23 protein-coding genes and 1 pseudogene are annotated in these 24,070 nt (G+C 70.3%); 16 read left to right on the top strand and 8 right to left on the bottom strand.

The annotated features are described in order from the left end of the window. Positions 1-31: 31 nt before the first annotated feature. The 3 genes from G9U51_RS12745 to G9U51_RS12735 all read right to left on the bottom strand — a co-directional run bounded on the left by G9U51_RS12745 (position 32) and on the right by G9U51_RS12735 (position 3,040). Positions 32-808, bottom strand: coding sequence for a 3-hydroxybutyrate dehydrogenase (locus G9U51_RS12745; RefSeq protein WP_166197313.1), 777 nt, complete (start codon positions 806-808; stop codon positions 32-34). A gap of 65 nt (positions 809-873) precedes the next feature. Further along, positions 874-2,103 (bottom strand): THUMP-like domain-containing protein, encoded by a 1,230-nt coding sequence (locus G9U51_RS12740; protein ID WP_166197312.1) that lies wholly within the window; start codon positions 2,101-2,103, stop codon positions 874-876. Positions 2,104-2,122: 19 nt separating this feature from the next. Beyond that, positions 2,123-3,040 carry a phosphodiesterase gene (locus G9U51_RS12735; protein ID WP_166197311.1) on the bottom strand — a complete coding sequence of 306 codons (918 nt, stop codon included), beginning with the start codon at positions 3,038-3,040 and terminating at the stop codon, positions 2,123-2,125. A 268-nt stretch (positions 3,041-3,308) separates the two neighbouring features. Here G9U51_RS12735 and groES point away from each other — a divergent pair, with 268 nt between their 5' ends. The 4 genes and pseudogenes from groES to G9U51_RS18030 all read left to right on the top strand — a co-directional run. After that, positions 3,309-3,605, top strand: coding sequence for a co-chaperone GroES (groES, locus tag G9U51_RS12730; protein WP_166197310.1), 297 nt, complete (start codon positions 3,309-3,311; stop codon positions 3,603-3,605). A 111-nt stretch (positions 3,606-3,716) separates the two neighbouring features. Further along, a complete protein-coding gene (gene groL, locus G9U51_RS12725; protein ID WP_166197309.1) occupies positions 3,717-5,327 on the top strand; it encodes a chaperonin GroEL in 1,611 nt (536 codons plus the stop codon). 214 nt (positions 5,328-5,541) lie between these two features. Further along, positions 5,542-6,120, top strand: a complete 579-nt coding sequence (gene shbA, locus G9U51_RS12720; protein WP_166197308.1) for an RNA polymerase sigma factor ShbA — start codon at positions 5,542-5,544, stop codon at positions 6,118-6,120. After that, a pseudogene (locus tag G9U51_RS18030) lies at positions 6,117-6,239 on the top strand (anti-sigma-D factor RsdA); the annotation flags it as partial. The gene shbA and the pseudogene G9U51_RS18030, both read left to right, overlap by 4 nt. Before the next feature lie 29 nt (positions 6,240-6,268). On the opposite strand, the gene G9U51_RS12715 reads toward G9U51_RS18030, so the two are convergent. Further along, the gene (locus G9U51_RS12715; RefSeq protein WP_166197307.1) at positions 6,269-7,033 is read right to left on the bottom strand and encodes a hypothetical protein; all 765 of its coding nucleotides are present in this window, start codon (positions 7,031-7,033) and stop codon (positions 6,269-6,271) included. A gap of 26 nt (positions 7,034-7,059) precedes the next feature. On the opposite strand from G9U51_RS12715, the gene guaB reads away from it, so the two are divergent. Next, positions 7,060-8,580 (top strand): IMP dehydrogenase, encoded by a 1,521-nt coding sequence (gene guaB, locus G9U51_RS12710; RefSeq protein WP_166197306.1) that lies wholly within the window; start codon positions 7,060-7,062, stop codon positions 8,578-8,580. A gap of 112 nt (positions 8,581-8,692) precedes the next feature. Here the strand turns inward: guaB and G9U51_RS12705 are convergent, their stop codons facing one another. Next, positions 8,693-9,067, bottom strand: coding sequence for a hypothetical protein (locus G9U51_RS12705; protein ID WP_166197305.1), 375 nt, complete (start codon positions 9,065-9,067; stop codon positions 8,693-8,695). On the opposite strand from G9U51_RS12705, the gene G9U51_RS12700 reads away from it, so the two are divergent. From G9U51_RS12700 to G9U51_RS12660, 9 genes are all read left to right on the top strand, one after another. Beyond that, complete coding sequence (locus tag G9U51_RS12700) at positions 9,066-9,380, top strand: hypothetical protein (protein WP_166197304.1); 315 nt, start codon at positions 9,066-9,068, stop codon at positions 9,378-9,380. The two genes, G9U51_RS12705 and G9U51_RS12700, sit on opposite strands and share 2 nt — an antisense overlap. Positions 9,381-9,535: 155 nt before the next feature. After that, positions 9,536-10,657: a GuaB3 family IMP dehydrogenase-related protein gene (locus tag G9U51_RS12695; RefSeq protein WP_166197303.1), complete on the top strand. Its 1,122-nt coding sequence runs from the start codon at positions 9,536-9,538 to the stop codon at positions 10,655-10,657. A gap of 57 nt (positions 10,658-10,714) precedes the next feature. Then, positions 10,715-12,304, top strand: coding sequence for a succinic semialdehyde dehydrogenase (locus tag G9U51_RS12690; RefSeq protein WP_166197302.1), 1,590 nt, complete (start codon positions 10,715-10,717; stop codon positions 12,302-12,304). Continuing rightward, positions 12,301-14,022, top strand: a complete 1,722-nt coding sequence (locus G9U51_RS12685) for a GMC family oxidoreductase (protein ID WP_166197301.1) — start codon at positions 12,301-12,303, stop codon at positions 14,020-14,022. The genes G9U51_RS12690 and G9U51_RS12685 overlap by 4 nt, the downstream gene beginning before the upstream one ends. 175 nt (positions 14,023-14,197) lie before the next feature. After that, entirely contained in the window at positions 14,198-15,127 is a 930-nt protein-coding gene (locus G9U51_RS12680) for a hypothetical protein (RefSeq protein WP_166197300.1), read from the top strand. Positions 15,128-15,295: 168 nt separating this feature from the next. Further along, entirely contained in the window at positions 15,296-16,135 is an 840-nt protein-coding gene (locus G9U51_RS12675; RefSeq protein ID WP_166197299.1) for an SURF1 family protein, read from the top strand. Continuing rightward, positions 16,132-16,503 (top strand): DUF3817 domain-containing protein, encoded by a 372-nt coding sequence (locus G9U51_RS12670; protein WP_166197298.1) that lies wholly within the window; start codon positions 16,132-16,134, stop codon positions 16,501-16,503. The genes G9U51_RS12675 and G9U51_RS12670 overlap by 4 nt, the downstream gene beginning before the upstream one ends. Then, positions 16,500-18,077: a glutamine-hydrolyzing GMP synthase gene (guaA, locus tag G9U51_RS12665; protein ID WP_166197297.1), complete on the top strand. Its 1,578-nt coding sequence runs from the start codon at positions 16,500-16,502 to the stop codon at positions 18,075-18,077. The genes G9U51_RS12670 and guaA overlap by 4 nt, the downstream gene beginning before the upstream one ends. A gap of 52 nt (positions 18,078-18,129) precedes the next feature. Then, positions 18,130-19,059 (top strand): phosphatase PAP2 family protein, encoded by a 930-nt coding sequence (locus tag G9U51_RS12660; RefSeq protein ID WP_166197296.1) that lies wholly within the window; start codon positions 18,130-18,132, stop codon positions 19,057-19,059. Here the strand turns inward: G9U51_RS12660 and G9U51_RS12655 are convergent. Both G9U51_RS12655 and G9U51_RS12650 read right to left on the bottom strand, forming a co-directional pair. Beyond that, complete coding sequence (locus G9U51_RS12655; RefSeq protein WP_166197295.1) at positions 18,978-20,021, bottom strand: lysylphosphatidylglycerol synthase transmembrane domain-containing protein; 1,044 nt, start codon at positions 20,019-20,021, stop codon at positions 18,978-18,980. The two genes, G9U51_RS12660 and G9U51_RS12655, sit on opposite strands and share 82 nt — an antisense overlap. Beyond that, positions 20,018-20,821: a PIG-L deacetylase family protein gene (locus G9U51_RS12650; RefSeq protein WP_407941440.1), complete on the bottom strand. Its 804-nt coding sequence runs from the start codon at positions 20,819-20,821 to the stop codon at positions 20,018-20,020. The genes G9U51_RS12655 and G9U51_RS12650 overlap by 4 nt, the downstream gene beginning before the upstream one ends. Before the next feature lie 34 nt (positions 20,822-20,855). Between G9U51_RS12650 and G9U51_RS12645 the strand changes: the two genes are divergently transcribed. Both G9U51_RS12645 and G9U51_RS12640 read left to right on the top strand, forming a co-directional pair. Next, positions 20,856-21,998, top strand: coding sequence for a glycosyltransferase family 4 protein (locus tag G9U51_RS12645; protein WP_166197294.1), 1,143 nt, complete (start codon positions 20,856-20,858; stop codon positions 21,996-21,998). Between the two features lie 51 nt (positions 21,999-22,049). Further along, positions 22,050-23,222, top strand: coding sequence for a sigma-54-dependent transcriptional regulator family protein (locus tag G9U51_RS12640; protein ID WP_166197293.1), 1,173 nt, complete (start codon positions 22,050-22,052; stop codon positions 23,220-23,222). On the opposite strand, the gene G9U51_RS12635 is transcribed toward G9U51_RS12640, so the two are convergent. Next, on the bottom strand, positions 23,201-23,971 hold the full coding sequence (locus G9U51_RS12635; protein WP_166197292.1) for a class I SAM-dependent methyltransferase: 771 nt from the start codon (positions 23,969-23,971) through the stop codon (positions 23,201-23,203). The genes G9U51_RS12640 and G9U51_RS12635 overlap by 22 nt on opposite strands. Positions 23,972-24,070 lie beyond the last annotated feature (99 nt).

Raw genomic sequence — 24,070 nt, 5'->3', positions numbered from 1 at the left:
GGTCGGTCGGTGCGGGTTGGAGGTCTGCCGGTCAGTGGGCCGACCATCCGCCGTCCATGGAGAACGACGACCCGGTCACCGATTCCGCGGCCGGGCTGCACAGGAAGGCCACGAGCTCGGCCACCTCGATCGGCTCGACCAGCCGTTTGCGCGCGACGGGTGCGAGCATGACCTGCTCGACGACCTGGTCCTCGTCGATGCCGTGGGTGCGGGCCTGGTCGGCGATCTGCTTCTCCACCAAAGGAGTTCGCACGTATGCCGGGTTGACGCAGTTGCTTGTGACGCCGTGCTGGCCGCCCTCCAGGGCGGTCACCTTCGACAGACCCTCGAGGCCGTGCTTGGCCGCGACATAGGCGGACTTGTAGGCGCTGGCGCGCAGTCCGTGGACGCTCGACAGGTTGACGATGCGACCCCACTCCTGGGCGTACATGTGCGGGAGCGTGCGGCGGATGAGCCGGAACGGGGAGGTCAGCATCAGCCGGATGATGAGGTCCCAGGTGTCGGTCGGGAACTCCTCGATCGGGCTGACGTGCTGGATGCCCGCGTTGTTGATCAGCACGTCGGCGTCGGACGGCAATGCGTCGACCGCGTCGAGGTCGGCCAGGTCCGTCACGACCGGGACCACCGCAGTCCCTGCACCCAGCCGGGCAGCCAGCTGCTCGAGAGCCGCTGCGTCGCGGTCCACGGCATACACCCTGGCTCCCGCGGCGGCGAGACGGTCGACGCAGGCGGCACCGATGCCGCTGGCGGCCCCAGTCACCAGCGCGGTGCGTCCGGACAGGTCGAGCAGGGCAGGGGTCATCGGCATGACGGCAAGACTAGGTCTGGCGGCCGCGAGTCGTCACCTGGTGACGCCGTGGAGTTCGAGGGAGATCAGTGCGGGCTGGGCGTGAGGATCAAGGCGACCTGCGCCGTGTTGACCCGAGTGAGCAGCACCGTCGCCTCACGCGAACCGGACAGTCGCAGCTGCCGCCGGAAGGCTACTTCGTCGGTGGTCACGCCGCGCTTCTTCAGCGTCACTCGCCCGACATCGTGGTCGCGCAACCAGGCGCGAATCGCCTTGACATTGAACGGCATTGCCTCCGTCACGGCGTAGCGGCGAGCCCACGGCAGGGCGAATTCGTGCGGTGAGGTGACATAGCCCGAACCCATCGCCAGCTCGAGTCCGTCGACGGCTCGCACGAGCACCTCGGTGAGCCCGGCACGCACGACCGCCCGGTCGGCCTCGTAGAGATGCCCGCGCAGATCCTCCAACCGCGCGGCCGTGGGAATCCGGCCCTCACAGGCCGCGTCGGTCAGCCGGTAGGTCCCGCGCGGGGTGATCACCTGCGCCGACCGGCCGGCATGGGTCGCTAGCGCCCCGAACCAGATCGCGCACTCCAGGACCTCCCCGCGGTATGACGTCCACTGGGCCTCCGCGCCCATCGGCACCTTGGCGTGGGGGAAGGCGGGCGACAGCTTCGCACCGGCGCCGGGCAACTGGTGGCCGACCTCTTGCACGAACTCCCAGGAGGGTGCGAGCTCGTCCAGCCCGAAGGTGCGGCGGGTGCGCCCGGTGATGTCGGCGATGCCGGTCGTGCGGCGAGCCGGGTCGAGCCACGCGCCCACACCGTGCGCGGACCCGCCGCGAGGCAGGCGCACCGACTCGGCCGTCTGTGTGCTCACCGACGCCGACGGCCAGGGGCGAAGGTTCGCCGCGGCGATCGCGGCGGTGCCCGGGTCCGCGTCGACCGCGCACACTGTGAGGCCCGCAGCCGCGAAAGCCATTGCGTCCGAACCGATTCCACACCCCAGGTCATGGACCGTGCGCAGACCGGCGGCGACGAACCGGTCGGCATGGGTCGCGGCGATCTGTGGACGGGTCGCCTGCTCCAGGCCGTCCGCGGTGAAGAGCAGGCGGTTGGCGTCCGCGCCGAACTTCGCCCCTCCGCGGGCGCGCAGCCGCGACTGGGTCAGCGCCGCGGCCACGAGCTCGTCGTCGAATCCCGCTGTGCGCAAACGCAATCCGAGCGAGAGCGCCTGCGATTCGTCATACGGGGGAAGGGACGCGAGCAGACCGGCACCCTCACCGGAGGTGAGTCGAGCGACGAGGGCGGGGTCCATGCCGGTCATTGTGCCCGGGTCAGTCCGCCCCCGGTGACCAGGTGGAGTCCTTGCGGGAGAAGGCGGCCAGCCGTTCGGCGGGTTCGAGGGCGGCGAGCGCCTCACCCACCCGCTCGGTGAACTCGTTGACGATCGGCGGGGAGCCGAGCGGGATGCGCGAGTGGACCACGCGGTCGGCATACACATCGACCAGATCAAAACCCTGGCCGCCGTCGACGCCGACGATCAGGCCGCCCGGAGCGCCGGCGTCCAGCGAATAGCAGGAGGCAGCCGCGACCGAGACCGGCACACCGGCGAAGGTGCTGTGCGCGCCATAGTGCAGATGTCCGGCGAGGATGCCGCGCACGTCGGTGCCCCGCACCACACCGGCGAAGGCGTCCTGGTCGCGCAACTCCAAGATCGCCATCAGCTCGATCGGGGAGGGGATCGGCGGGTGATGCATCGCGAGCAGCGTGCCAAGCTCCGCCGGCGTCGCGAGCTCGGCGCGCAGCCAGTCGAGTTGGCCGGGCGTGAGCTCGCCGTGGTTGTGCCCCGGCACGGAGGTGTCGAGCGCGATCACCCGCAGCCCGCCGAGGTCGTAGACCCGGTCTTGCTCATCGACAGTTTCGTTCTCCCCGAACAGGATTCGGGCGTATGGCGGCCGCTCGTCGTGGTTGCCCATCACCCAGATCACCTCCGCGCCGAGCCGGTCGGCGACCGGCAACACCGCGGCCTTGAGGCGTTCGTAGGCATCGTCCTCACCGAGGTCGGCCAGGTCGCCGGTGAACAACAGCGCGTCGATCCGGCGGCCGCAGCGCTCCACCTGGGCGAGCGTGCGGCGCAGGTTGTCGAGCACATCGACCGCGTCATACAGGAATCGGCCGCCCGCGAGCAGATGCGGGTCGGACAGGTGGGCGATCGTGCGCAGGGGAGCGGGGTACTGGCCGAGCTGCCTCATAGCCCCCATTGTCACCGAGCCCGGTGGCGGCCAGGTGAATCGTGTCGACCGTCCAGCCGGCGATCCATGGGGTGGACACCCAGTTGGCACTCGAGTTGACCGAGTGCTAATCGCGAGCCTAGATTCAGCAGTGGCACTCAGCCTGCGACAGTGCCAGGCGACGCTCGCCGATCGACCCCCGCGACGGCGGTCGGCGAAGTCGCCCGGGAGCTGCCGCGGGACCATCTTCCAACGCCCGCCGGGCGGGCGCGTGACAGAAAGGATCGCCGTGTCGGTGAACATCAAGCCGCTCGAGGATCGCATCGTGGTCAAGTCGGTCGAGGCGGAGCAGACCACCGCCTCGGGTCTGGTCATCCCGGACACCGCCAAGGAGAAGCCGCAGGAGGGTGAGGTCCTGGCGATCGGCCCGGGCCGCATCGACGACAACGGCAACCGCGTCGAGATGGACGTCAAGGTCGGCGACCGCGTCATCTACTCCAAGTACGGCGGCACCGAGGTCAAGGTCGGCGGCGACGAGGTGCTCATCCTCTCGGCGCGCGACGTCCTCGCGATCGTCGAGAAGTGACGGTCTCGCACCCCTGATCAACGTATGACGGCGCCCCGGCTCGCCCGCTCCTGGCGGGTCGAGGCTGGGGCGCCGTTCACGTCATACCCGAAGCTTTCGTAAGGAAACGCAATGGCCAAGACCCTGGAATTCAACGACGACGCCCGCAAGGCGCTCGAGCGCGGAGTCGACGCGCTCGCCAATGCGGTCAAGGTGACGCTCGGTCCCAAGGGCCGCAATGTCGTCATCGACAAGAAGTGGGGCGCTCCCACGATCACCAACGACGGTGTGACCATCGCCCGTGAGGTCGAGCTCGAGGACCCCTACGAGAACCTCGGCGCGCAGCTCGCCAAGGAGGTCGCCACCAAGACCAATGACGTTGCCGGTGACGGCACGACCACCGCGACCGTGCTCGCCCAGGCGATGGTCAAGGAGGGCCTGCGCAATGTCGCCGCGGGCGCCGCCCCGGCCGCGCTCAAGCGCGGCATGGACACCGCGGTCGAGGCGGTCAACAACCAGCTGCTGCAGACCGCGCGCGAGCTGGAGGGCAAGGAGGAGATCGCCCAGGTCGCCTCCCTGTCCGCGCAGGACACCGAGATCGGCGGGCTCATCGCCGAGGCCTTCGACAAGGTCGGCAAGGACGGCGTGATCACCGTCGAGGAGTCCTCGACCGCGCAGACCGAGCTGGAGTTCACCGAGGGCATGCAGTTCGACAAGGGCTACATCTCCCCCTACTTCGTCTCCGACCCCGAGCGCATGGAGGCCGTCCTCGAGGACGCCTACATCCTGATCAACCAGGGCAAGATCTCGGCCATCGCCGACGTGCTGCCGCTGCTGGAGAAGGTCGTGCAGGCCGGCAAGCCGCTGCTCATCATCGCCGAGGACATCGACGGTGAGGCGCTCTCGACCCTGGTGGTCAACAAGATCCGCGGCACCTTTAATGTCGCCGCGGTGAAGGCGCCCGGCTTCGGCGACCGCCGCAAGGCGATGCTGCAGGACATGGCCATCCTCACCGGCGGCCAGGTCGTCGCCGAAGAGGTCGGCCTCAAGCTGGACCAGGTCGGTCTGGAGGTGCTCGGCCAGGCGCGTCGCGTGGTCGTCACCAAGGACACCACCACGATCATCGACGGCCAGGGCAATGCCGCCGACGTCGAGGGCCGGGTCAAGGAGCTCAAGGCCGAGATCGAGCGCACCGACTCCGACTGGGACCGCGAGAAGCTGCAGGAGCGCCTCGCCAAGCTCGCCGGCGGCGTCTGCGTGATCAAGGTCGGCGCGCACACCGAGGTCGAGCTCAAGGAGAAGAAGCACCGCATCGAGGACGCGATCTCCGCGACCCGCGCCGCGATCGAGGAGGGCATCGTCGCCGGTGGTGGCTCGGCGCTCATCCACGCCGTGTCCGCGGTCGACGGCCTGTCCCTCGAGGGTGACGAGGCCACCGGCGCCACGATCGTGCGCAAGGCCGCCGCCGAGCCGCTGCGCTGGATCGCCGAGAACGCCGGCCTGCAGGGCTATGTCGCGGTCTCCAAGGTCTCGGAGCTGCCGGCCGGTCAGGGCCTCAACGCCGCCACCGGTGACTACGGCGACCTGATCAAGGCCGGTGTCATCGACCCGGTCAAGGTGACCCGCTCCGCGCTGCGCAACGCCGCGTCGATCGCCTCGATGGTGCTCACCACCGACACCCTCGTGGTCGACAAGCCGGAGGAAGAAGAGCCGGCCGCGGCCGGTCACGGTCACGCGCACTGACCGCTGCACACCAGCCGACCGGCCCGGTTCCGCGTGGGACCGGGCCGGTCGGTTGTCCCCAACATTCTTTACTCGCACTTGACCTTCGGCGGCCCGCTCCGCCTACTCTGGACCGGGCAGACCGGCAGTCGGCAGCGAAGGTGGTGAGCACTGCGTGTCGCAGGCGACGTCTTCTTTCGACAACCCGGTCGTAACGTCTGCGCCTCCCGATGCGATGTCATCGGTGGACGCGCAGACACCGCTGCGCGATCTGGTGCCGCTCGCCCAGGCCGGCGAGGACACCGCAACGCAGCAACTCATGGCCGGCGTTCACCGCATCGCCCTGCGCTATGCGCGAGCCCGGCTCGGGCGCTACTCCGGCACCGGCGATGCTGCATCGGATATCGCCCAGGAGGTGTGCGTGGCCGTGCTGACCGCCCTGCCGCGGTATGCCGACCGGGGCGCCCCTTTCGAGGCGTTCGTCTACCGCATCGCTGCCCGCAAGGTCGCCGATCTGCAGCGAGACATCTACCGACTGCCCGCGCCGACCGACGAGGTGCCCGACACCGAGGACCTCGCGCCCGGTCCTGAGGCCGTCGCGCTCAACCTCGAGACCGCCGCCGAGCTCGGCCGCCTCCTCGACGCGCTCAGTGAGCAGCACCGCGAGATCCTCGTGCTCCGAGTCGCCGTCGGCCTGTCCGCCGAAGAAACTGCGTCGGCTCTCGGTATGTCGGCCGGTGCCGTCCGCGTCGCCCAGCACCGCGCGCTCACCAAGCTGCGCCAGCTCGTCGCCACACAAGGGGGTCGCCCGTGACGCCCTCGATCGACGACATCCGCCATGACGACGAACTGCTGAACGCGCTCGGCGGACGCGAGCCGGTCCGGCATACCGACGCCACGACCGAACTGCTGCAGGCCTGGACGAGCGCGATCGACGCTCCGCCCGCCCGCGCGGCAGGGCGCTATGCCCGCGGCACCCGGCGCGGCAGCGTGCGCGTCGGCGCTGCGGCGTTGATCGCCCTGGGCACGCTGTCGATGGGCGGAGTCGCCGCCGCGGTGTCCGGCACCCAGGTGCCGGTGCTGCGCCAGCTCGGCCAGGCGACGCGACTGCTCGTCTTCGGCTCCGATGCGACACCGCAGCCGGGCGATAGCCCGCGCCCGGGCGCGCCGACGAGCCGGGCCAGCGCACCGGCGGGCAGCGGCACGGCAACCTCCTCGCACACCGCACCGGGCAGTTCCGCGGCCACCGCGACGCCGACCGCTTCGGCGACCCGCGAGACCCCGTGGTCGCCGCGCTCCAGTTGGACGCCGACGCGGGGCGGCGTGGGCCTGCCGGGCACCTCGACGTCCGCACGCGTGCCGTCGTCCTCGGCCACCGCGCCGACGACCGTGCCGACCTCGCCGCTGCCGCAGCCGACGACTCCGGCCCCGACGAGCACCCCGACGACCACTCCGGCTCCGCCGAGCCGGACTCCGTCGCCGACCAGCACGAGCACCCCGACGTCCTCGCCGTCGTCGTCCAAGGAGACCGGGCCCAACCCGAGCCGGTCGCTCGTGCCGACCCCATCGAGCTCGGTGACGCGCGGCCGCCCGAGTCCGCCGGTGAAGCCCACCGGCGAGTCGGACCGCGTCACACCGTCGGTGCCGACACAGGCCGCCAGGCCGTCGCGGATGGTCGTGCCCGACCCGGCCGCTCGCTGAGCCACATCCGGCCGTGGTCGGAGCACCGGCGGCGGGCTCCTATCCTTGATGTATGTCGCCTGCCTCCTCCGCGTTCGACGTCCCCGGCCACTTCGGTCAGCTCGGCCTGACCTATGACGATGTGCTCCTGCTGCCCGGCGAGACCGATGTCGTGCCCAGCGAGGTCGACACCACTGCCCAGCTCACTCGCGAACTGACGATCCGGGTCCCCGTCGTGTCCGCCGCCATGGACACCGTCACCGAAGCCCGGATGGCGATCGCGATGGCCCGGCAGGGCGGCATCGGTGTGCTGCACCGCAATCTGTCGATCGACGATCAGGCCGAGCAGGTCGACCTGGTCAAGCGCACCCAGACCGGCATCATCTCCAACCCGGTGACGATCGGGCCGGACGCCACCTTGGAGGAGCTCGACCAGTTGTGCGGCCGTTACCGCGTCTCCGGGCTGCCGGTGGTCGACGCCGACCAGAAGCTCATCGGCATCATCACCAACCGCGACCTGCGCTTCACGCCCGTCGCGGAATGGGCCACGACGCGCGTGCACGAGATGATGACCCCGATGCCGTTGGTCACCGCGCCGGTCGGCATCAGCCGGGACGACGCGACGACCCTGTTGCGCCGCCACAAGCGTGAGCGACTGCCGTTGCTCAACGACGACGGCACCCTCGCCGGGCTGATCACGGTGAAGGACTTCGTGAAGTCCGAGCAGTTCCCGCACGCCACCAAGGACGACCAGGGCCGCCTGCTCGTCGCGGCGGCCATCGGCTATTTCGGTGACGCCTGGGACCGCGCCGCCCGCCTGGTCGAGGCCGGTGTCGACATCCTCGTGCCGGATGTCGCCAATGGTCACGCCCGGCTCATGCTCGACATGATCAAGAAGCTCAAGTCCGACCCGGCCACCCGCTACGTGCAGGTCATCGGCGGCAATGTCGCCACCCGGGCCGGCGCGCAGGCCCTGGTGGACGCCGGGGTGGACGCGGTCAAGGTCGGCGTCGGGCCGGGCTCGATCTGCACCACCCGGGTCGTCGCCGGCGTCGGCGTGCCGCAGGTGACCGCGATCTACGAAGCCGCCCAGGCGTGTGGCCCGGCCGGCGTGCCGGTCATCGGCGACGGCGGTCTGCAGCACTCCGGTGACATCGCCAAGGCTCTGGTCGCCGGTGCGTCCACGGTGATGATCGGCTCGCTCTTCGCCGGCTGCGAGGAATCACCCGGCGACCTGATGCTCATCAACGGCAAGCAGTTCAAGACCTACCGCGGCATGGGCTCGCTCGGGGCGATGGCCTCGCGCGGCAAGAAGTCCTTCTCCAAGGACCGCTACTTCCAGGCCGATGTCGCCTCCGACGACGAGTTGGTGCCCGAGGGCATCGAGGGTCGGGTGCCCTATCGCGGGCCGCTCGGCAGCGTGCTGCACCAGCTGGTCGGCGGCCTGCACCAGTCGATGTTCTATGTCGGGGCGCGCACCATCCCCGAGTTGCAGGAGCGCGGTCAGTTCATCCGGATCACCACCGCCGGGCTGAAGGAGTCCCACCCGCACGACGTGCAGGGCATCGTCGAGGCGCCGAACTACTCCGGCTGACCCGGCACAGCTGGGACCCGGTCGTAGGCCGATTCCGGCCGAACTTCCACCCGGGTCTGATGGCGGCCGAAGAGCGTCGCCGACAGACTTCTCGGCAAGGCAACAGGCCGCCTCAGGGTGAGGCGGTCGGCATACCGAGGGGGATGAAGACCATGGTGAAGAAGCTGCTGATCGCCGGGGTGATCGGGCTGAGCGTGACCGCCTGCAACACCGAGGTGACCACCGGCCCGGCGACGACGAGCTCGAGCACGTCGACGAGTTCGGTGAGCACGCCGGCGTCGAGCGGGGCCGACTCCTCGAGCGCTGCGGCGCCGGCGCCGACGTCGACCTCGACGGTCACCGCGCCCGCACCAACGGCCACCGAGACCACCACGGTGGTCGTGCCCGCGCCGACGAGTTCGCCCCCGTCGGCCACCGCCACGCAGTCGACATCGGCGTATGCCGTGCCGGCCGTGTGGACGCGTGCGTGGTACGGCCACACCCGCATGCTCACGGTGCGGGCCGACGGCACAGCCACCGAGCGCGTCGACTCCGGGTGCTGCACCAACGGGTGGGTCGCGACCTACCGCTTGCAGCCGGCCAAGGAGCGCGTGCTCGCCGACGGCACCCGAGTCATGCCGATCGTGCTGACCAGCTTCACCACCGGACCGGCGTGGGAGCGCTCGCAGCCTGCGCCGAAGGTCGGCACGGCCAGCACGTTGCGGCTGCGCCAGGACATGGTGAGCAACCTGCTGCTGACGGGCGACGGCAACGCCCCGGTGACCTTCTGCGGGCCGACATCGCGCGAATGCGGAGCCTGACGCCACCACACCCGTAGTAGAGGAATCCGGCGGCTATCGCGACCGCCGCCCGAGCTCGGCATACGACACCCGTAGTAGAGGAATCCGGCGGCTATCGCGACCGCCGCCGCGCGGCAGGGCGGCTCACCGTCGGCGGCGGCCGATAGGCTCCACCGGTGACTGAGATCGAGATCGGCCGGGGCAAGCGCGGCCGCCGGGCCTTTTCCTTCGACGACGTGGCGATCGTGCCCTCGCGACGCACCCGAGACCCCGAAGAGGTCTCCACCGCCTGGCAGATCGACGCCTACCATTTCGAGCTGCCCGTGGTCGCGGCGCCGATGGACTCGGTGATGTCCCCGGCGAGCGCCATCGCCTTCGGCCAGCTCGGCGGTCTGCCGGTGCTCGACCTCGAGGGCCTGTGGACCCGTTACGAAAGCCCCGAGCCGCTGCTCGCCGAGATCGCCGGTCTCGACCCGGCCGAGTCGACCCGGCGGATGCGCGAGATCTACTCCGAGCCGATCCGCGAGGACCTGATCACCTTGCGGCTCAAGGAGATTCGCGATGCCGGTGTCGTCGTGGCGGGAGCGCTCACGCCGCAACGCACCCAGGAGTTGTGGCGGACCGTCGTCGATGCCGGGGTCGACATTTTCGTCATCCGCGGCACCACCGTGTCCGCCGAGCATGTCTCCGGCCGCGCCGAACCGCTCAACCTCAAGCGATTCATCTACGAGCTCGACGTGCCGGTCATCGTCGGCGGGGTCGCGACCTACACCGCGGCGCTGCACCTGATGCGCACCGGAGCCGCCGGTGTCCTCGTCGGCTTCGGCGGGGGAGCGGCGCACACGACGAGGCGAGCACTCGGCATACATGCTCCGATGGCGTCCGCCGTCGCCGACGTCGCGGCTGCGCGCCGGGACTATATGGACGAGACCGGCGGACGCTATGTGCACGTGATCGCCGACGGCGGCATGGGCACGAGCGGAGATGTCGTCAAGGCGGTCGCCTGCGGCGCGGACGCGGTGATGCTGGGAGCGGCGCTCGCGCGCGCGACCGACGCGCCCGGGCGCGGATTTCACTGGGGCGCAGAGGCACACCACCCGCAACTGCCGCGGGGCGAACGCGTCGAGGTCGGCACCGTCGGCTCGCTCCAGGAGATCCTCACCGGCCCGGCGGCCAGCGCCGACGGCACGAGCAACCTGGTCGGTGCGCTGCGGCGGTCGATGGCGACCACCGGATACTCCGATCTCAAGGAGTTCCAGCGGGTCGAAGTCGTCGTCGCGCCCTACCAGCACAGCTGATGAGACAACTTTTGTGACTTGGCCCACAGGGTGGGTCACTCTGCTTACTCTGGAGTAATGACCCAGGCAGTCAGCTCACCTCCCCGGACCTCCTCCTCGCGGTATGCCGTGCCGCCCGGCCTGGCCGCGCGGCTCGCCCGTCGCGTCGTGGCCTCCCCGTCGGCGCCCACGCAGGAGTGCATCACGCCGATGGACGGCTCGGTGCTCGCCACCTTGCCGACCAGCACGGTCGAGAACGTCGAGGTCGCCTATCGCGCGGCGCGGACGGCGCAGCAGCGGTGGGCGCGCACCCCGCTGCGCACGCGCTCGGCGGTTCTGCTGCGCTTGCACGACCTGGTGTTGCAGCACCAGGACGAACTGCTCGACCTCATCCAACTGGAGTCGGGCAAGGCCCGCCGGCACGCCTTCGATGAGGTGCTCGACACCGCGGGCGTGTGCCGGCATTACGCCCGCAAGGCGTCCAGCTATCTCAAGCCGCGACGTCACCTCGGCGCGATTCCGGTGCTCAGCCAGTCGCGCGAACTGCATCACCCGAAGGGCGTCGTCGGCATCGTCGGCCCGTGGAACTACCCGCTGTCGATGTCGATCACCGACGCGATCCCTGCGCTGCTGGCGGGCAACGCCGTCGTGCTGCGCCCCGACCAGAAGGCTGCGCTGACGGCGCTGCGGGCGGTCGAGCTCTTCGACGAGGCCGGCTTGCCCGAGGGCTTGCTGCAGGTGGTGCTGGGCAGCGGTTCGACGGTGGGTCAGGCGGTGCTGGACCGTGGTGACTATGTGATGTTCACCGGCTCGACCAAGACCGGGCGCACCGTCGCGGCGCGGGCTGCCGAACGCCTGGTCGGCGCCTCGCTCGAGCTCGGTGGCAAGAACCCGATGTATGTCGCTGACGACGCCGACATCGACCGAGCGGCGGAATGCGCCGTGCGGTCGTGCTTCTCCTCCGCGGGGCAGCTGTGCATCTCGATCGAGCGCCTCTATGTGCACGAGAAGATCGCCGACAAGTTCACCGCCGCGTTCGTCGAGCGGGTGCAGCAGATGCGGATCGGCACCGCATTGGACTGGGGCTACGACATGGGCTCGCTCATCAGCCCCGAACAGCTCGAGCGGGTCGAGGCGCATGTCGAGGACGCTCGCATCAAGGGCGCCCAGGTGCTCACCGGCGGCAAGGCCCGCCCGGACATCGGCCCGTGGGTCTACGAGCCGACCGTGCTCGCCGGAGTCACCGAGGGTATGGCGTGCTTCGGCGACGAGACCTTCGGCCCGGTGGTGGCGGTGCACCCGGTGAGCAGCGACGCCGAAGCGATCCAGCTCGCCAACGCCTCGCCCTACGGCCTCAACGCCTCGGTGTGGACCGGTGACCTGCGCCGCGGCCGGCGCCTGGGTGAGGCGATCCACGCCGGCACGGTCAACGTCAACGAGGGGTATGCCGCCGCGTGGGCGAGCAACGGTTCACCGATGGGCGGCATGGGCGATTCCGGGCTCGGCCGCCGGCACGGCGCCGAGGGCATCTTGAAGTACACCGAGAGCCAGAACGTCACCGTGCAGCACCTCATGGGCTTCGAGGTGCGCAAACCGCTCACCGAGAAATCCTGGGCGAAGCTGATGACCACGAGCATGCGAGCGATGAAGATGGGACGGCTGTCATGACCACTGTTGACTACGACGTCGTTGTCGTCGGCTCCGGCTTCGGCGGCGCGGTGAGTGCGCTGCGATTGGCCGAGAAGGGCTACTCGGTGCTGGTCTATGAGGCCGGTCGCCGGTTCGAGGATGCCGACTTCGCCAAGACCTCGTGGCGAGTGCGCAGCTATCTGTGGGCGCCGGCGCTGAAATGCTTTGGCGTGCAACGGATTCACAAGCTGCCCGATGTGATGATCCTGGCCGGCGCCGGTGTCGGAGGTGGCTCGCTCAACTACGCGAACACGCTCTACAAACCCACCGGCCCGTTCTTCAAGGACCCGCAATGGGCCAATATCACCGACTGGGAGGAAGAGCTCAGCCCGCACTACGAGGTCGCCTCGCAGATGCTCGGCGTGGTCGACAACACCATCAATGGGCCGGTTGAACGGCTGATGCGCGAAGCCGCGCGCGATCTGGGAGTCGAGGACAGCTTCCGGCATACGCCCGTCGGGGTCTTCTTCGGCGAGCCGGGCCAGCAGGTGCCCGATCCCTACTTCGGCGGTGAGGGCCCGGCCCGCACCGGCTGCACCGAGTGCGGCAACTGCATGGTCGGCTGTCGCGTCGGTGCCAAGAACACGCTGATGAAGAACTACCTTGCGCTCGCCGAGCGGCTGGGGGTGCGGATCGAGCCGATGCGCACGGTGGTCGACCTGGAAGCATTGGGAGACAACGGTTTCCGCGTCACCACCGAGACCTCGGGCGCCTGGCTGAAGAAGGATCGACGCAGCGTGACGGCCGGACAGGTGGTGCTTGCGGCGGGCACCTGGGGCACCCAGACGTTGCTGCACACGATCGTCGCGCAGGGTCGCCTGCCGCGGATGTCCGATCGGCTCGGTGTGCTCACCCGCACCAACTCCGAGGCGCTCGGTGGTGCGGCCGCGGCCAAGGTGCCGCCGTCGATGGATATCGCCAAGGGCGTCGCGATCACCACCTCCTTCCATGTCGACGACACCACCCACGTCGAGAACGTGCGCTACGGCCCGGGGTCCAACCTCATGGGGTTGCTGTCGACGCTGCTCGTGCCGGGTGACAAGGCCCTGCCGGGTCGCCTCGGATCCTTCACGGTGGACTTCGTCAAGGCGCCGATCACCAACCTGCGTGCGGCCTTCGGGCCGCGGTGGAGCGAGCGGACGATCATCGCCCTCGTGATGCAGAACCTCGACAACTCGATCACCGTGTCGGCGCGCAAGCGGTTCGGCAAGCTGCGGCTGACCAGCACGCAGGGTCACGGTCGACCCAACCCCTCGTGGATTCCCAACGGGCACAAGGCAATTCGCGCCATTGCCGCGCGACTCACCGAGATGGGTGGCGTCACGGCGATCCCGGGTGGCACGTGGGGCGAGATCTTCGGCATACCGCTGACGGCGCACTTCCTCGGTGGCGCGCCGATCTCGGAGTCGCCGGAGACCGGTGTGATCGACGCCTACCACCGGGTGTGGGGTTATCCCGGCCTGCACATCGTCGACGGCACGGCGGTGTCGGCCAACCTCGGCGTCAACCCCTCGCTCACGATCACCGCGCAGGCTGAGCGGGCGATGTCGATGTGGCCGGCCAAGGGAGAAGTCGACGAGCGACCCGCGCAGGGCGAGCCCTATCGCCGGTTCGAGCCCCGGCCGGGACGGGTGCCTGGGCTCGCCGGCCGGGTGTCGGGTCACACGGTGCCGCTCGGTATGCCGGCGGTCTCCTGACGCCCTACACCCGTAGTAAAGGAATCCGGCGGTTATAGCGGCCGGCCAGCCGCCGGCATACGACACCCGTAGTAGAGGAATCCGGTGGTTATAGCCGCCGGGCCGCCGCCCGGGGTTATCCACAGGTTGCGTTCGCGCCCCGCGGCGCGACCCGTGATTGCCCAACCCTGGGGCGATGACCACGAGAGACGAACGACTGGCGCGGCGGGCCCGAGTCGAGGCAGTGGCGCGATGTCAGGGCGGCTTGGTGTCGCGCCGACAGTTGGCTGAACTGGCGGTGAGCCGCGCCGCAATCCGGGCCGAGCTCGACGCCCACCGCTGGGAGGTGCGCGGCGCGCAGACCGTCGCGGCCATCCCGTCGATGCACGGCGACGACACGACCTGGTGGCATGCCGTGCTCGAGGTCGGGCGCACGGCGGCGCTCGATGGTGTGACCGCGCTCGCGGCGGCCGGGCTCAGCAATTTCGATGACGAACTCGTGCACGTCTCGGTGCCGCGGTTCGAGGCGCGCCTGGAGGTGCCCGGGGTCCTGGTGCACAACATCAACCGGCGCACCGAGGGCGAACTCGACGGTGGGCCGCTGCCGTGCGTGGGCGTCGGGGTGGCGGCGATCAGAGCGGCCGGCTGGGCGCGTTCGAACGCGCAGGCGGCACTCGTGATGGTGATGGCGGTGCAGCAGCGCCTGCTGAGCGGCGAGCAACTCATGGCGGCGGCGGCGTCGACGCGGACCCGCGCTCGGCGCGCCTTCATCCAACAGATGGCCTTCGACATCGGCAATGGAGCGCAGTCGATGGGTGAGTTGGACTTCGCCCAGCTCTGTCGCGAGTACGGCCTGCCGGAGCCGGAACGACAGGCGCTCTGCCACGGGCCGAACGGCCGCGTCTACCTCGATGTGCGCTGGCCATGCGGCCTGGTGGTGGAGATCGACGGCATCCACCACGGTGAGGGGCTGAACCCGATCAACGACGCGTTGCGTCAGAATCACGTTGTCCTGCAAGAGAATCGGGTGCTGCGCATCCCGCTGATGGGGTTGCGGCTGCAGCCGGACGCCTTCATGCGCCAGGTCGTGCTCGCGCTGCAGATGTGCGGCGGCTTGCCGACCTGAGTCGTATGCCGGTCGCGGGCGGCGGTCGCTATAGCCGCCGGATTCCTTTACTACGGGTGTCGTGGGAGCGGACGCGGGCGGCGGTCGCTATAGCCGCCGGATTCCTCTACTACGGGTGTCGTGGGAGCGGCCGGGGTCGGGGGAACGGGCCGACGTAGGCTGGACGCCATGCTCCGGACCGCGCTCAAGCCCCGCTGGCTGGGGCTTTTCGCGGTCCTCGTCGTCATCGTAGTCTCCTTCAGCCTGCTCGGCCTGTGGCAGCTCAATGTCGCCCGCGACAAGGGCACCCGCGCCGCCGAGAAGACCACCGACCGGCCGCGCGTCGCCCTCGAGCAGATCGTCACGCCGCACCAGCCATTCCCGAAGGACGGGTCGCTGCGCAAGGTCACGGTGCGTGGCCGCTACAACCCCGGCCAGCAGGTGCTGGTCAGCGGGCGGCTCTACCAGGGCCGTCAGGGCTACTGGGTGGTCACCGGCTTCCGGGTCGCCTCGACCGGAGCGACGATCCCGATCGTGCGCGGCTTCGTCACCACGACCTCCGGCATACCGGCTCCGACGAGCGCTCAGGTGACGCTGGACGGCGCCCTCGCACCCGGGGAATCCCCGGCCAGCGAACAATCCCCGCCTGGGCAACTCAGCACGGTGAACCTGGCCGAACTTCTCTCGGCCTGGGGCGGCTCGTTCTACAACGCCTTCGTCTTCATGACAGCTGAGCGCCCCGCGGTGACCGTCGCGCCGGTGCAGCCGTTCCCGCCGCCGCGCCCGGCGGTGAGCGGGCTGCAGATCCGCAACCTCGGTTACGCCCTGCAGTGGTGGGTGTTCGCGCTCTTCGCGGTCTACATCTGGTGGCGCATGGTCCGTGACGACTACCGCGACGGACTCCGCCGTCGCGCCGCCGGAAACGCGACGGCGGACACCCCGGGGGACCAGCCGGACAGCAGCACAGCCGAGCAGGTGACAATGGACGCCGACCGCAGCACCCGGCATACGGAGACGACCTCCTCATGACCCAGACCGACCTGATCGAACCCGACAGCGTGCGCCGCGCGCTCACGCTCTTCAAGGTCACCGCGATCCTCGTGGGCATCGGCCTGCTGCTCATGGTCGCCGAGGTGATCCTCAACTACGGCTTCGACAACAAGGCGCTCGCTTGGTGGCCGCAGCCGCACGGTCTGCTCTTCCTCGCGTATGTCGCTGCCGTGGCCAACCTCGCGTTCAAGGTGCGGTGGCCGCTCGGGAAAATGGTCCTGGTGATGCTCGCGGGCTGCGTGCCGTTCCTGTCCTTCTGGGTGGAGCGGAAGATGGCCGCCGACGTCGAGCGGACGCTGGCCGGCGTGGAAGGCGAGCGGCGGCAGCCGACTACCCTGGGCGCGTGACGTCCCCCTTGCAAGACCACCCCGTTCTGGTCCTCGACTTCGGTGCGCAATACGCCCAGCTGATCGCCCGCCGCGTGCGTGAGGCGAACCTCTACAGCGAAGTCGTCCCGCACACTGCCGACGCCGCCGAGCTGCTGGCGCGCGAGCCCGCGGCGATCATCCTGTCCGGTGGTCCGTCCTCGGTGTATGCCGATGGCGCGCCGCCGCTCGACCCGGCCCTGCTCGAGGCGGGCGTCCCGGTCTTCGGCATCTGCTACGGCTTCCAGTCGATGGTGCGGGCGCTCGGCGGTGAGGTCGAGCGCACCGGGTTGCGCGAATACGGCTCGACGATGGCCAACATCAGCGACACCGGCTCCACGCTGTTCAACGGCCAGCCCAGCGAACAGTCGGTCTGGATGAGCCACGGCGACTCCGCCTCGACACCGCCCGAGGGCGTGCGGGTGACCGCGACGACGCCCGGCGCGCCCGTGGCCGCCTTCGAGGACGACGAACGCAAGCTGTATGGCGTGCAATGGCACCCCGAGGTCATGCACTCCACCTTCGGGCAGCGGGTGCTGGAGAACTTCCTGTATGCCGGAGCCGGGCTCACCGGCGACTGGACCGCCGAGAACGTCGTGGAGACCCTGGTCGAGCAGGTCCGCGAGCAGATCGGCGAGGACCGGGTGTTGTGTGCGCTCTCCGGTGGCGTCGACTCCTCGGTCGCGGCGGCGCTGGTGCAGAAGGCCGTCGGGGACCAGCTGACCTGCGTCTTCGTTGACCACGGTTTGCTGCGCGAAGGCGAGGCCGAGCAGGTCGAGCAGGATTTCGTCGAGGCGACCGGGGTGAAACTGGTGGTCAACGACGCCAAGAAGCAGTTCCTCGAGGCGCTCGACGGGGTGACCGACCCCGAAGAGAAGCGCAAGGCGATCGGCCGCGAGTTCATCCGCGCCCTGGAGCGGGCGGCGCGTGAGGTGGTCGGCTCAGCCGAGGCCGACGGCCATCCGGTGAAATTCCTGGTCCAGGGCACGCTCTACCCCGACGTGGTCGAGTCCGGCGGCGGCGAGGGCGCCGCGAACATCAAGAGCCACCACAATGTCGGCGGCCTGCCGGACGACCTGCAGTTCGAGCTGATCGAGCCGCTGCGGTCGCTCTTCAAGGACGAGGTGCGCCAGGTCGGTCTCGAGCTGGGCGTGCCCGAAGGGATTGTCTGGCGCCAGCCCTTCCCCGGCCCCGGCCTGGGCATCCGCATCGTCGGCGCGGTCACCGAGGAGCGGCTGGACGTCTTGCGCCGCGCGGACAAGATCGCTCGTGAAGAACTGACCGCTGCCGGGTTGGACCGCGACATCTGGCAGTGCCCGGTCGTGCTGCTCGCCGACGTCCGCTCGGTGGGCGTCCAGGGTGACGGCCGCACCTATGGCCACCCGATCGTGCTGCGGCCGGTGTCCTCGGAGGATGCGATGACGGCCGACTGGTCGCGGCTGCCCTATGACGTGCTGGCCAAGATCTCCGGTCGCATCACCAACGAGGTCGAAGAGGTCAACCGGGTCGTGCTCGATGTGACGAGCAAGCCGCCGGGCACCATCGAGTGGGAGTAGCACCTCGGGGAAGCACAGGTGCGGCATAGGTCGAGGCCGCACACTAGGGGGTATGCCGACCGCCCCACCGGACCGTTCAGTGCTGCGTCCCGCGCTGCACCTGCTCGGTATCGCGCTGCTCTCACTCGCCGGGATGTGGGTGCTCATGCGGTTCGCGCTGCACAGTTACACCGGCCGCCAGTGGGACACCCTCGGCATGTACTCCGTCGGTGGCACCATCGCCCGCTACGACCGGATGGTGCTCTTCTTGTCGATCGTGACGGTGCCGCATCTGATCCAGGCGACCCTGGTCTGCACGGTGCTGGCGGCGATCCAGCGCCGGTGGGCGGTCGCCGCCGCGATCCCGGTGATGATCGCGGGCGCGTCGGTCACCACCCAGGTGCTGAAGAACTACGTCTTCCACGCGGTCACCGGCCCCAACACGCTGCCGAGCGGGCACTCCACCACCGGGGTGATCCTCGCCGTCGCCTCGGTCTGGGCGGTCCCGCGGATCGCCCGACCGTATGCCGTCGCCGCGGCCGGGTTCGTCGCGGTCAGCATCGGCATGGGCACGGTGGCGGCCTACTGGCACCGGCCCTCGGACGTGTATGCCGCGGCGCTCGTCTGCCTGGCCTGGCTGGGTCTCGGCGCCGCCGGTGTCCTCGCCCTGCGGGCCCGTTCGACGACTCGGCTGAGCTCGGGCCGCCCGTGGCCGCTGCTGGCCGCCAGCATCCTGGCGATGGTCGGGGCGTGGCTATTCATCTTCGGGCTCATCGGTTACCGCTTCAACGGGGCGAGCGCCGCGATGTATCTGTTCGACGCCTTCGTGACCGTGACCGTCACCGGTGGGTGCGCGCTCGTGGTGTGGTGGGCGGCGCTGTGGGCCGACCGCTTCGACCCGCGTCCGGAGCCCGCCCCCCGTCAGGGGTCGCTCGGTTCGACCTTCGGTGACAGCCACCAGGCGAGCCACCCGAGCGCGCCGATCGGCACCTCCAGCAGGTGAGAGAAGAGCGCGAACACCAGCACGCCCGCGGCGGCGCTGGAGGGTTCGGCTCCCCACGCGACCAGCACCGCCAGCGTGCCCGCTTCGGTGATCCCGAGTCCGCCGGGGGTGACGCCGACCGCGGAGAGCAACCGGCCCACGGCATACGCCGCGAAGAGGTCCGACCACGACAAGGTGACCCCGACCGCGGTCAGGCAGCGCACGAACAGCAGGTAGTAGATGCCGAGGAAGGCGACCACGCCGAAGGTCATCGGCAGCCAGCCATGCGCGGTGACCGTGGAGATGCGGCTGCGCTGGTCGACCAGCAGTTCGGCGAGGTTGACGCGCGCGCCGCGGCGGGTGCGGCGCAGCAGGGCGCCGATCGATCGGTCCAGAATGCGGCCGAGGCGCGCGGTCGCGCCCGGGCTGATCAGCACCGCGATGAAGGCCAGCAGCACCACCAGGCCGGTGCTGCCGCCGACGAAGGCGCCGGTGCGCACGCCCTTGGGCAGGGCGTTGCCGGCCTCGGCGACCACCGCGACACCGAGCAGCGGCATGGCGACGCGGGCGAGCACATTCCACACCGAGGTGACGATCACCGAGGTGGAGATGTCGCGCCGGGCGAAACCCCATGACCGCAGGATCAGATAGCTCGCGGCCGCGCCCACCGCACCGCCGCCCGGCAGCAGGTTGCTCACCGCGGAGCCGGCAACGTTGAGAATCAACGCTTTTGAGTGGCTGAGGCCGCGCAGCGATCCGGTGAGGGTGAAGGTGTAGCACCACAGCCCGAAGGCCATCAGCCCGAACAGTTCGAGCCCGGCCAGCCAGCCGACCTGGCCGAGGTGACTGAGGATCCGCGACCAACTGGTGTGCGCGAAGAACGGCATACCGAAGGCGATGATGGCCACCGCGGCCGCGATGCCGACCAGGGCCTGCAGCACCTGCCGCCAGCCGATGCTGGGAAAGGCCGGATGCTCGGTCATGGCAGCCCGTCGAAGATGTCACGGGCGACCGGGCCGCGGTGGGCCGGGTCGATGAACCACTCGCGTCCGAAGACCAGGTCGTAGAGCGGCCGCGGGATGCGCAGGAAGGCCGCCAGGGTGCGGTCGGCCCCGTCATCGGCCGAGGCCTGCGACGCGTGCGCGCGCATCGAGGCGCGCTTGGCGCGGATCTGCCGCAGCACGGTGACCCGGTGGGTGATCTGCGAGCGCGGGCTGAAGGCCCGCTCGAAGGCCGCCGCGTCGAAGTCGGCGGGGAACCGGTAGACCCGGCGGGCCAGCCGCAGCGCCCGCACGATCGTGTCGCGCGGCACGGTCGCCTGCACCACCCGGCGCACCGGCGCGAGTTCGGCCGCGCGGGCCCCGACCTGGTGCACGCGCACGTGGTCGCGGTGGCCGTAACCACCCTGGGCGTCATACGTCATCAGCACGTCGGCACGCTGGTCGCGCAGGATCCGCGCGAGACGCTGCGCCGCCTCCTCCACCGGCGCCGCGACGAACGAGCCGGGGGGAGCTTCCTGCGGACCCATGCCCGAGTCGGCATACCCCAGATGTATGACGTCCGCGACCCCCAGCGCCTCCGCGCTGCGCCGCAACTCGGCCAGCCGGCGCTGCGCGAGCTGCCCGTCACCACGGAAGTCGACCGACGCGAGCCCGGCCGCGCCGTCGGTCGCCACCACGATGACCACCCGGTGACCGGCGGCGGCCGCCTTGGCGAGGGTGCCGCTGGTGAGCAGCGCCTCGTCGTCCGGGTGGGCGTGGAAGGCCACGAGCGTGTGCGACATCGGCGCCATTGTCACGCATGGGATCATCGAGCCCGTGAAGGTGGCCCTGATCTCGGACTGTTACCTGCCGCGATTGGGTGGCATCGAGGTGCAGGTGCACGACCTCGCGCGCCATCTGCGCGCGGCGGGCCACGAGGTGACGGCCTTCACCGCGACCCGCGAACCGGGCCAGAAGCGCAATGAATGCGAGTTCATCGACGGGGTCCCGGTGCACCGGCTGGCGATCCCGATGCCGCGCGGACTGCCGATCAATCCACTCGCGCCCCCGACGCTGCGCCGGCTGCTCGTCGCCGGGCAGTATGACGTCGCGCACGTCCACCTCGGGGTCGTGGCGCCCTTCGCCAATGACGCGGTGCGGGTGACCGACCAGATCGGGCTGCCGACCGCCGTCACCTGGCACTCCATGCAGAGCTGGATGACCACGCCGATCAAACTGCTCGGGTATGTCGGCCGCTGGGCTCGCCAGGGCGTGGCGCTGTCCGCAGTGTCTGGGCCGGCGGCGCTGCCGATCATGGATCTGGCCGGGCCGCGGCATCCGGTGTCGATCCTGCCCAACGGCATCGACGTGTCCCAGTGGCAGCCGGGGGAGCGGCCGGTGCGCGCGACGGGCGACCCGGTGCGGGTCGTGTCGGCGATGCGGCTGGCCGGCCGCAAACGACCGCTGGAACTGCTCGACATCGTGGCAGAGGCGAGGCGGCGCGCGCCCGAGGTGGACCTGCGGCTGGAGGTGCTGGGCGAGGGGCCGTTGCGACCCCGGCTGGAGGCGGCGGTGGCGGCCAAGGGCGCGAGGTCGTGGTTCTCCGCGCCGGGGCGGCGAACCCGGGACGAGGTGCGCGAGGTCTATCGCACCAGCGATCTCTACATCGCGCCGGCCGAACTCGAGGCCTTCGGCATCGCCGCGCTGGAGGCGCGCACGACCGGGCTGCCGGTGGTGGCGCCGCGGCGCAGCGGCGTGTCCGAGTTCGTCGCGGACGGCGTCAACGGGGTGCTGTGCGGTGACGACGCGGCGATGGTCGAAGCGCTGGTGCGTCTCGGGCGGGACGAGCCGCTGCGCGAGCGGATGACCGAGACCAACCGCACCCAGCTGCCCAAGGAGTCCTGGCCGAGCGTCGTGGACATGGTCATCGCCGAATACGAGCGCGCCCGCGACCAGCAGCGACACCGGCATACCGGCTGATTTCACCCGTTCACCCTTCCCATCGGTTCGGCGGCGGGTTCTACTGGTGGGATGAAGCACGCCGTCCGGCCCCTGGTGACCGCATCCTGGATGCGATCGTCGGCCGCGGGCGTGCGCCGCGAAGAGGTCGAGGCACCGGTGGTGTTCGACCCGGACGCGCTCCGGGAACACCGCGCGCAGCACCCGCTCTGGCGGGCGTTGCCGGTGCTGCAGGATGTCGTCGGCCAGGCGGCCGAGCGGTGCGATGCGTTGATGGCGGTCGCGGACGAACTCGGTCAGTTGCTCTTCGTCCAGGGCAGCCGGTCGGCGTTGCGCCAGGCGGAGGGCATCGGTTTCGTCGAGGGCTCGACCTGGGACGAGCGGCTCGCCGGCACCAATGCGCCGGGCACGGCGCTCGCGCTCGGGCGGCCGGTGGAGGTGTTCGGCGCCGAGCACTTCCGGGAGTCGGTGCACCGCTGGTCGTGTGCCGCCGTGCCGATCCGTGATCTGCGCACCGGTGGCATCGTCGGAGCGGTCGACGTGACCGGCGGTGACGCGATCGCGGTGCCGCAGACCATGGCGATGCTGCGGGCCGCCGCTCGCCTCGCCGAGTGGGAGCTGGTGCGGGCCGATGCCGGCTTCGCCCTGGCGGACCCGCCGCCGAGCGGCACCGAGCTCACCGGGCTGGGAGCCGACGCGTTGACGGTCCGGGGAGGCGGTCGGCATACGGTCTTGAGCCCGCGGCACAGCGAGATCGTGGCGGTGCTCACCGAGCACCCGGATGGCCTGCGCGGTGACGAAATCGCTTGTCAGCTCTACGAATCCGACGGTGGGGAGTCGACGGTGCGGGCCGAGCTGATCCGGCTGCGCAAGGTGCTCGGCGATGACGTGCTCGGGTCGCGGCCCTACCGGCTGACCGTGCAGGTCGCCACCGACTGGTCGGCCGTCGAGGCGATGGTCGCGGTGGGGGACGTGGCTGGAGCGGTGCGGGCTTATCCGGGGCCGCTGCTGCCGCACTCGATGGCGCCCGGGGTGGTCGAGATCCGCGATCGGGTGCACGCGGCGTTGTCGCGGGCGGTGGCGACATCCTGCCGGCCGGACCTGCTGGCCACCTGGACGCGCTCGGAGTGGGGCGCGGACGACCTCGGCGCATGGCGTGCGCTCGCCGGGCTGGCCAGCGGCCCGATGCGCACCCTGGCCGCTACACACCTGCGCAGGCTCGATCAGGCGGCGCGCAGCACGTAGTGGAAGTAGTCGGCGTCGCTGTCCTCGTCGGCGGTCACGTCCCGGCCCCTGTCGGTGTAGATCGCAACCACGGTGAGCCCTGCCGTCGCCCACTCCTCGCGCAGCCGGGAGAGCGTCGAGAAGTGCGCGAGCACGCCGCATTCGTGGGCGTCGAGGGGAAGGTGCGCCCAGCCATCGCCGCGCCGCACGTGACTTTGGGCCCGCCGGTAGTTGAGCGCTGACCGGCCCAGCCGGCGCGCTCGGCGGATGGGCGTGAGCAGCCCCTCGTCGCGGGACAGCAGCCGGTGGAAGCGGGGCCGCGCGGACCGGCCGTGCAGGTTGAGGCTGGACAGGACGGCATACCCGCCGGGCTCGAGGACGCGCACGATCTCGGCCAGCACGCCGGCCCGATCCTCATGAGCGACCGCGTCGATTCCGTTGTAGGAGAACATGATCAGTCGCGCACTGTGATCAGGTATGCCGTCCAGCCGGCGCGCGTCACCGTCGCGCAGGTCGACCCCGGGGAAGCGTTCGCGCGCCTTCGCCAGCATGCGCGGCGCATAGTCCAGGCCGACATAGTCGTCACTGAGCAAGGTGAGCAGACCCGTCGTGCGGCCGGTGCCGACGCCGAGGTCGACGATGCGGCCGCCGCGGCACTCGCGGGCAACCCGACGGATGCTGCGCTCCTCGCCGGGGTCGAGCCACCCCGTGGCCGAGTAGACGGCGACGACCCGAGGGTCGTTGAACGTGCGGGCGTTGTCTGCAGGCATCGGTTCCTCCATTCCGTGCAGATCTGCGAAACAAAGCTGCATCGATGAGTGGTTCCGGCCTCCCGATCCGTACCGTAGGCGGCAATCCTGAGAGAGGGC

The organism is Metallococcus carri (assembly GCF_011440275.1).
Classification (GTDB): Bacteria; Actinomycetota; Actinomycetes; order Actinomycetales; family Dermatophilaceae; genus Metallococcus; species Metallococcus carri.
The sequence above is the reverse complement of the archived record's forward strand: the minus strand, read 5'-3'. Positions and strand labels throughout refer to the sequence as shown.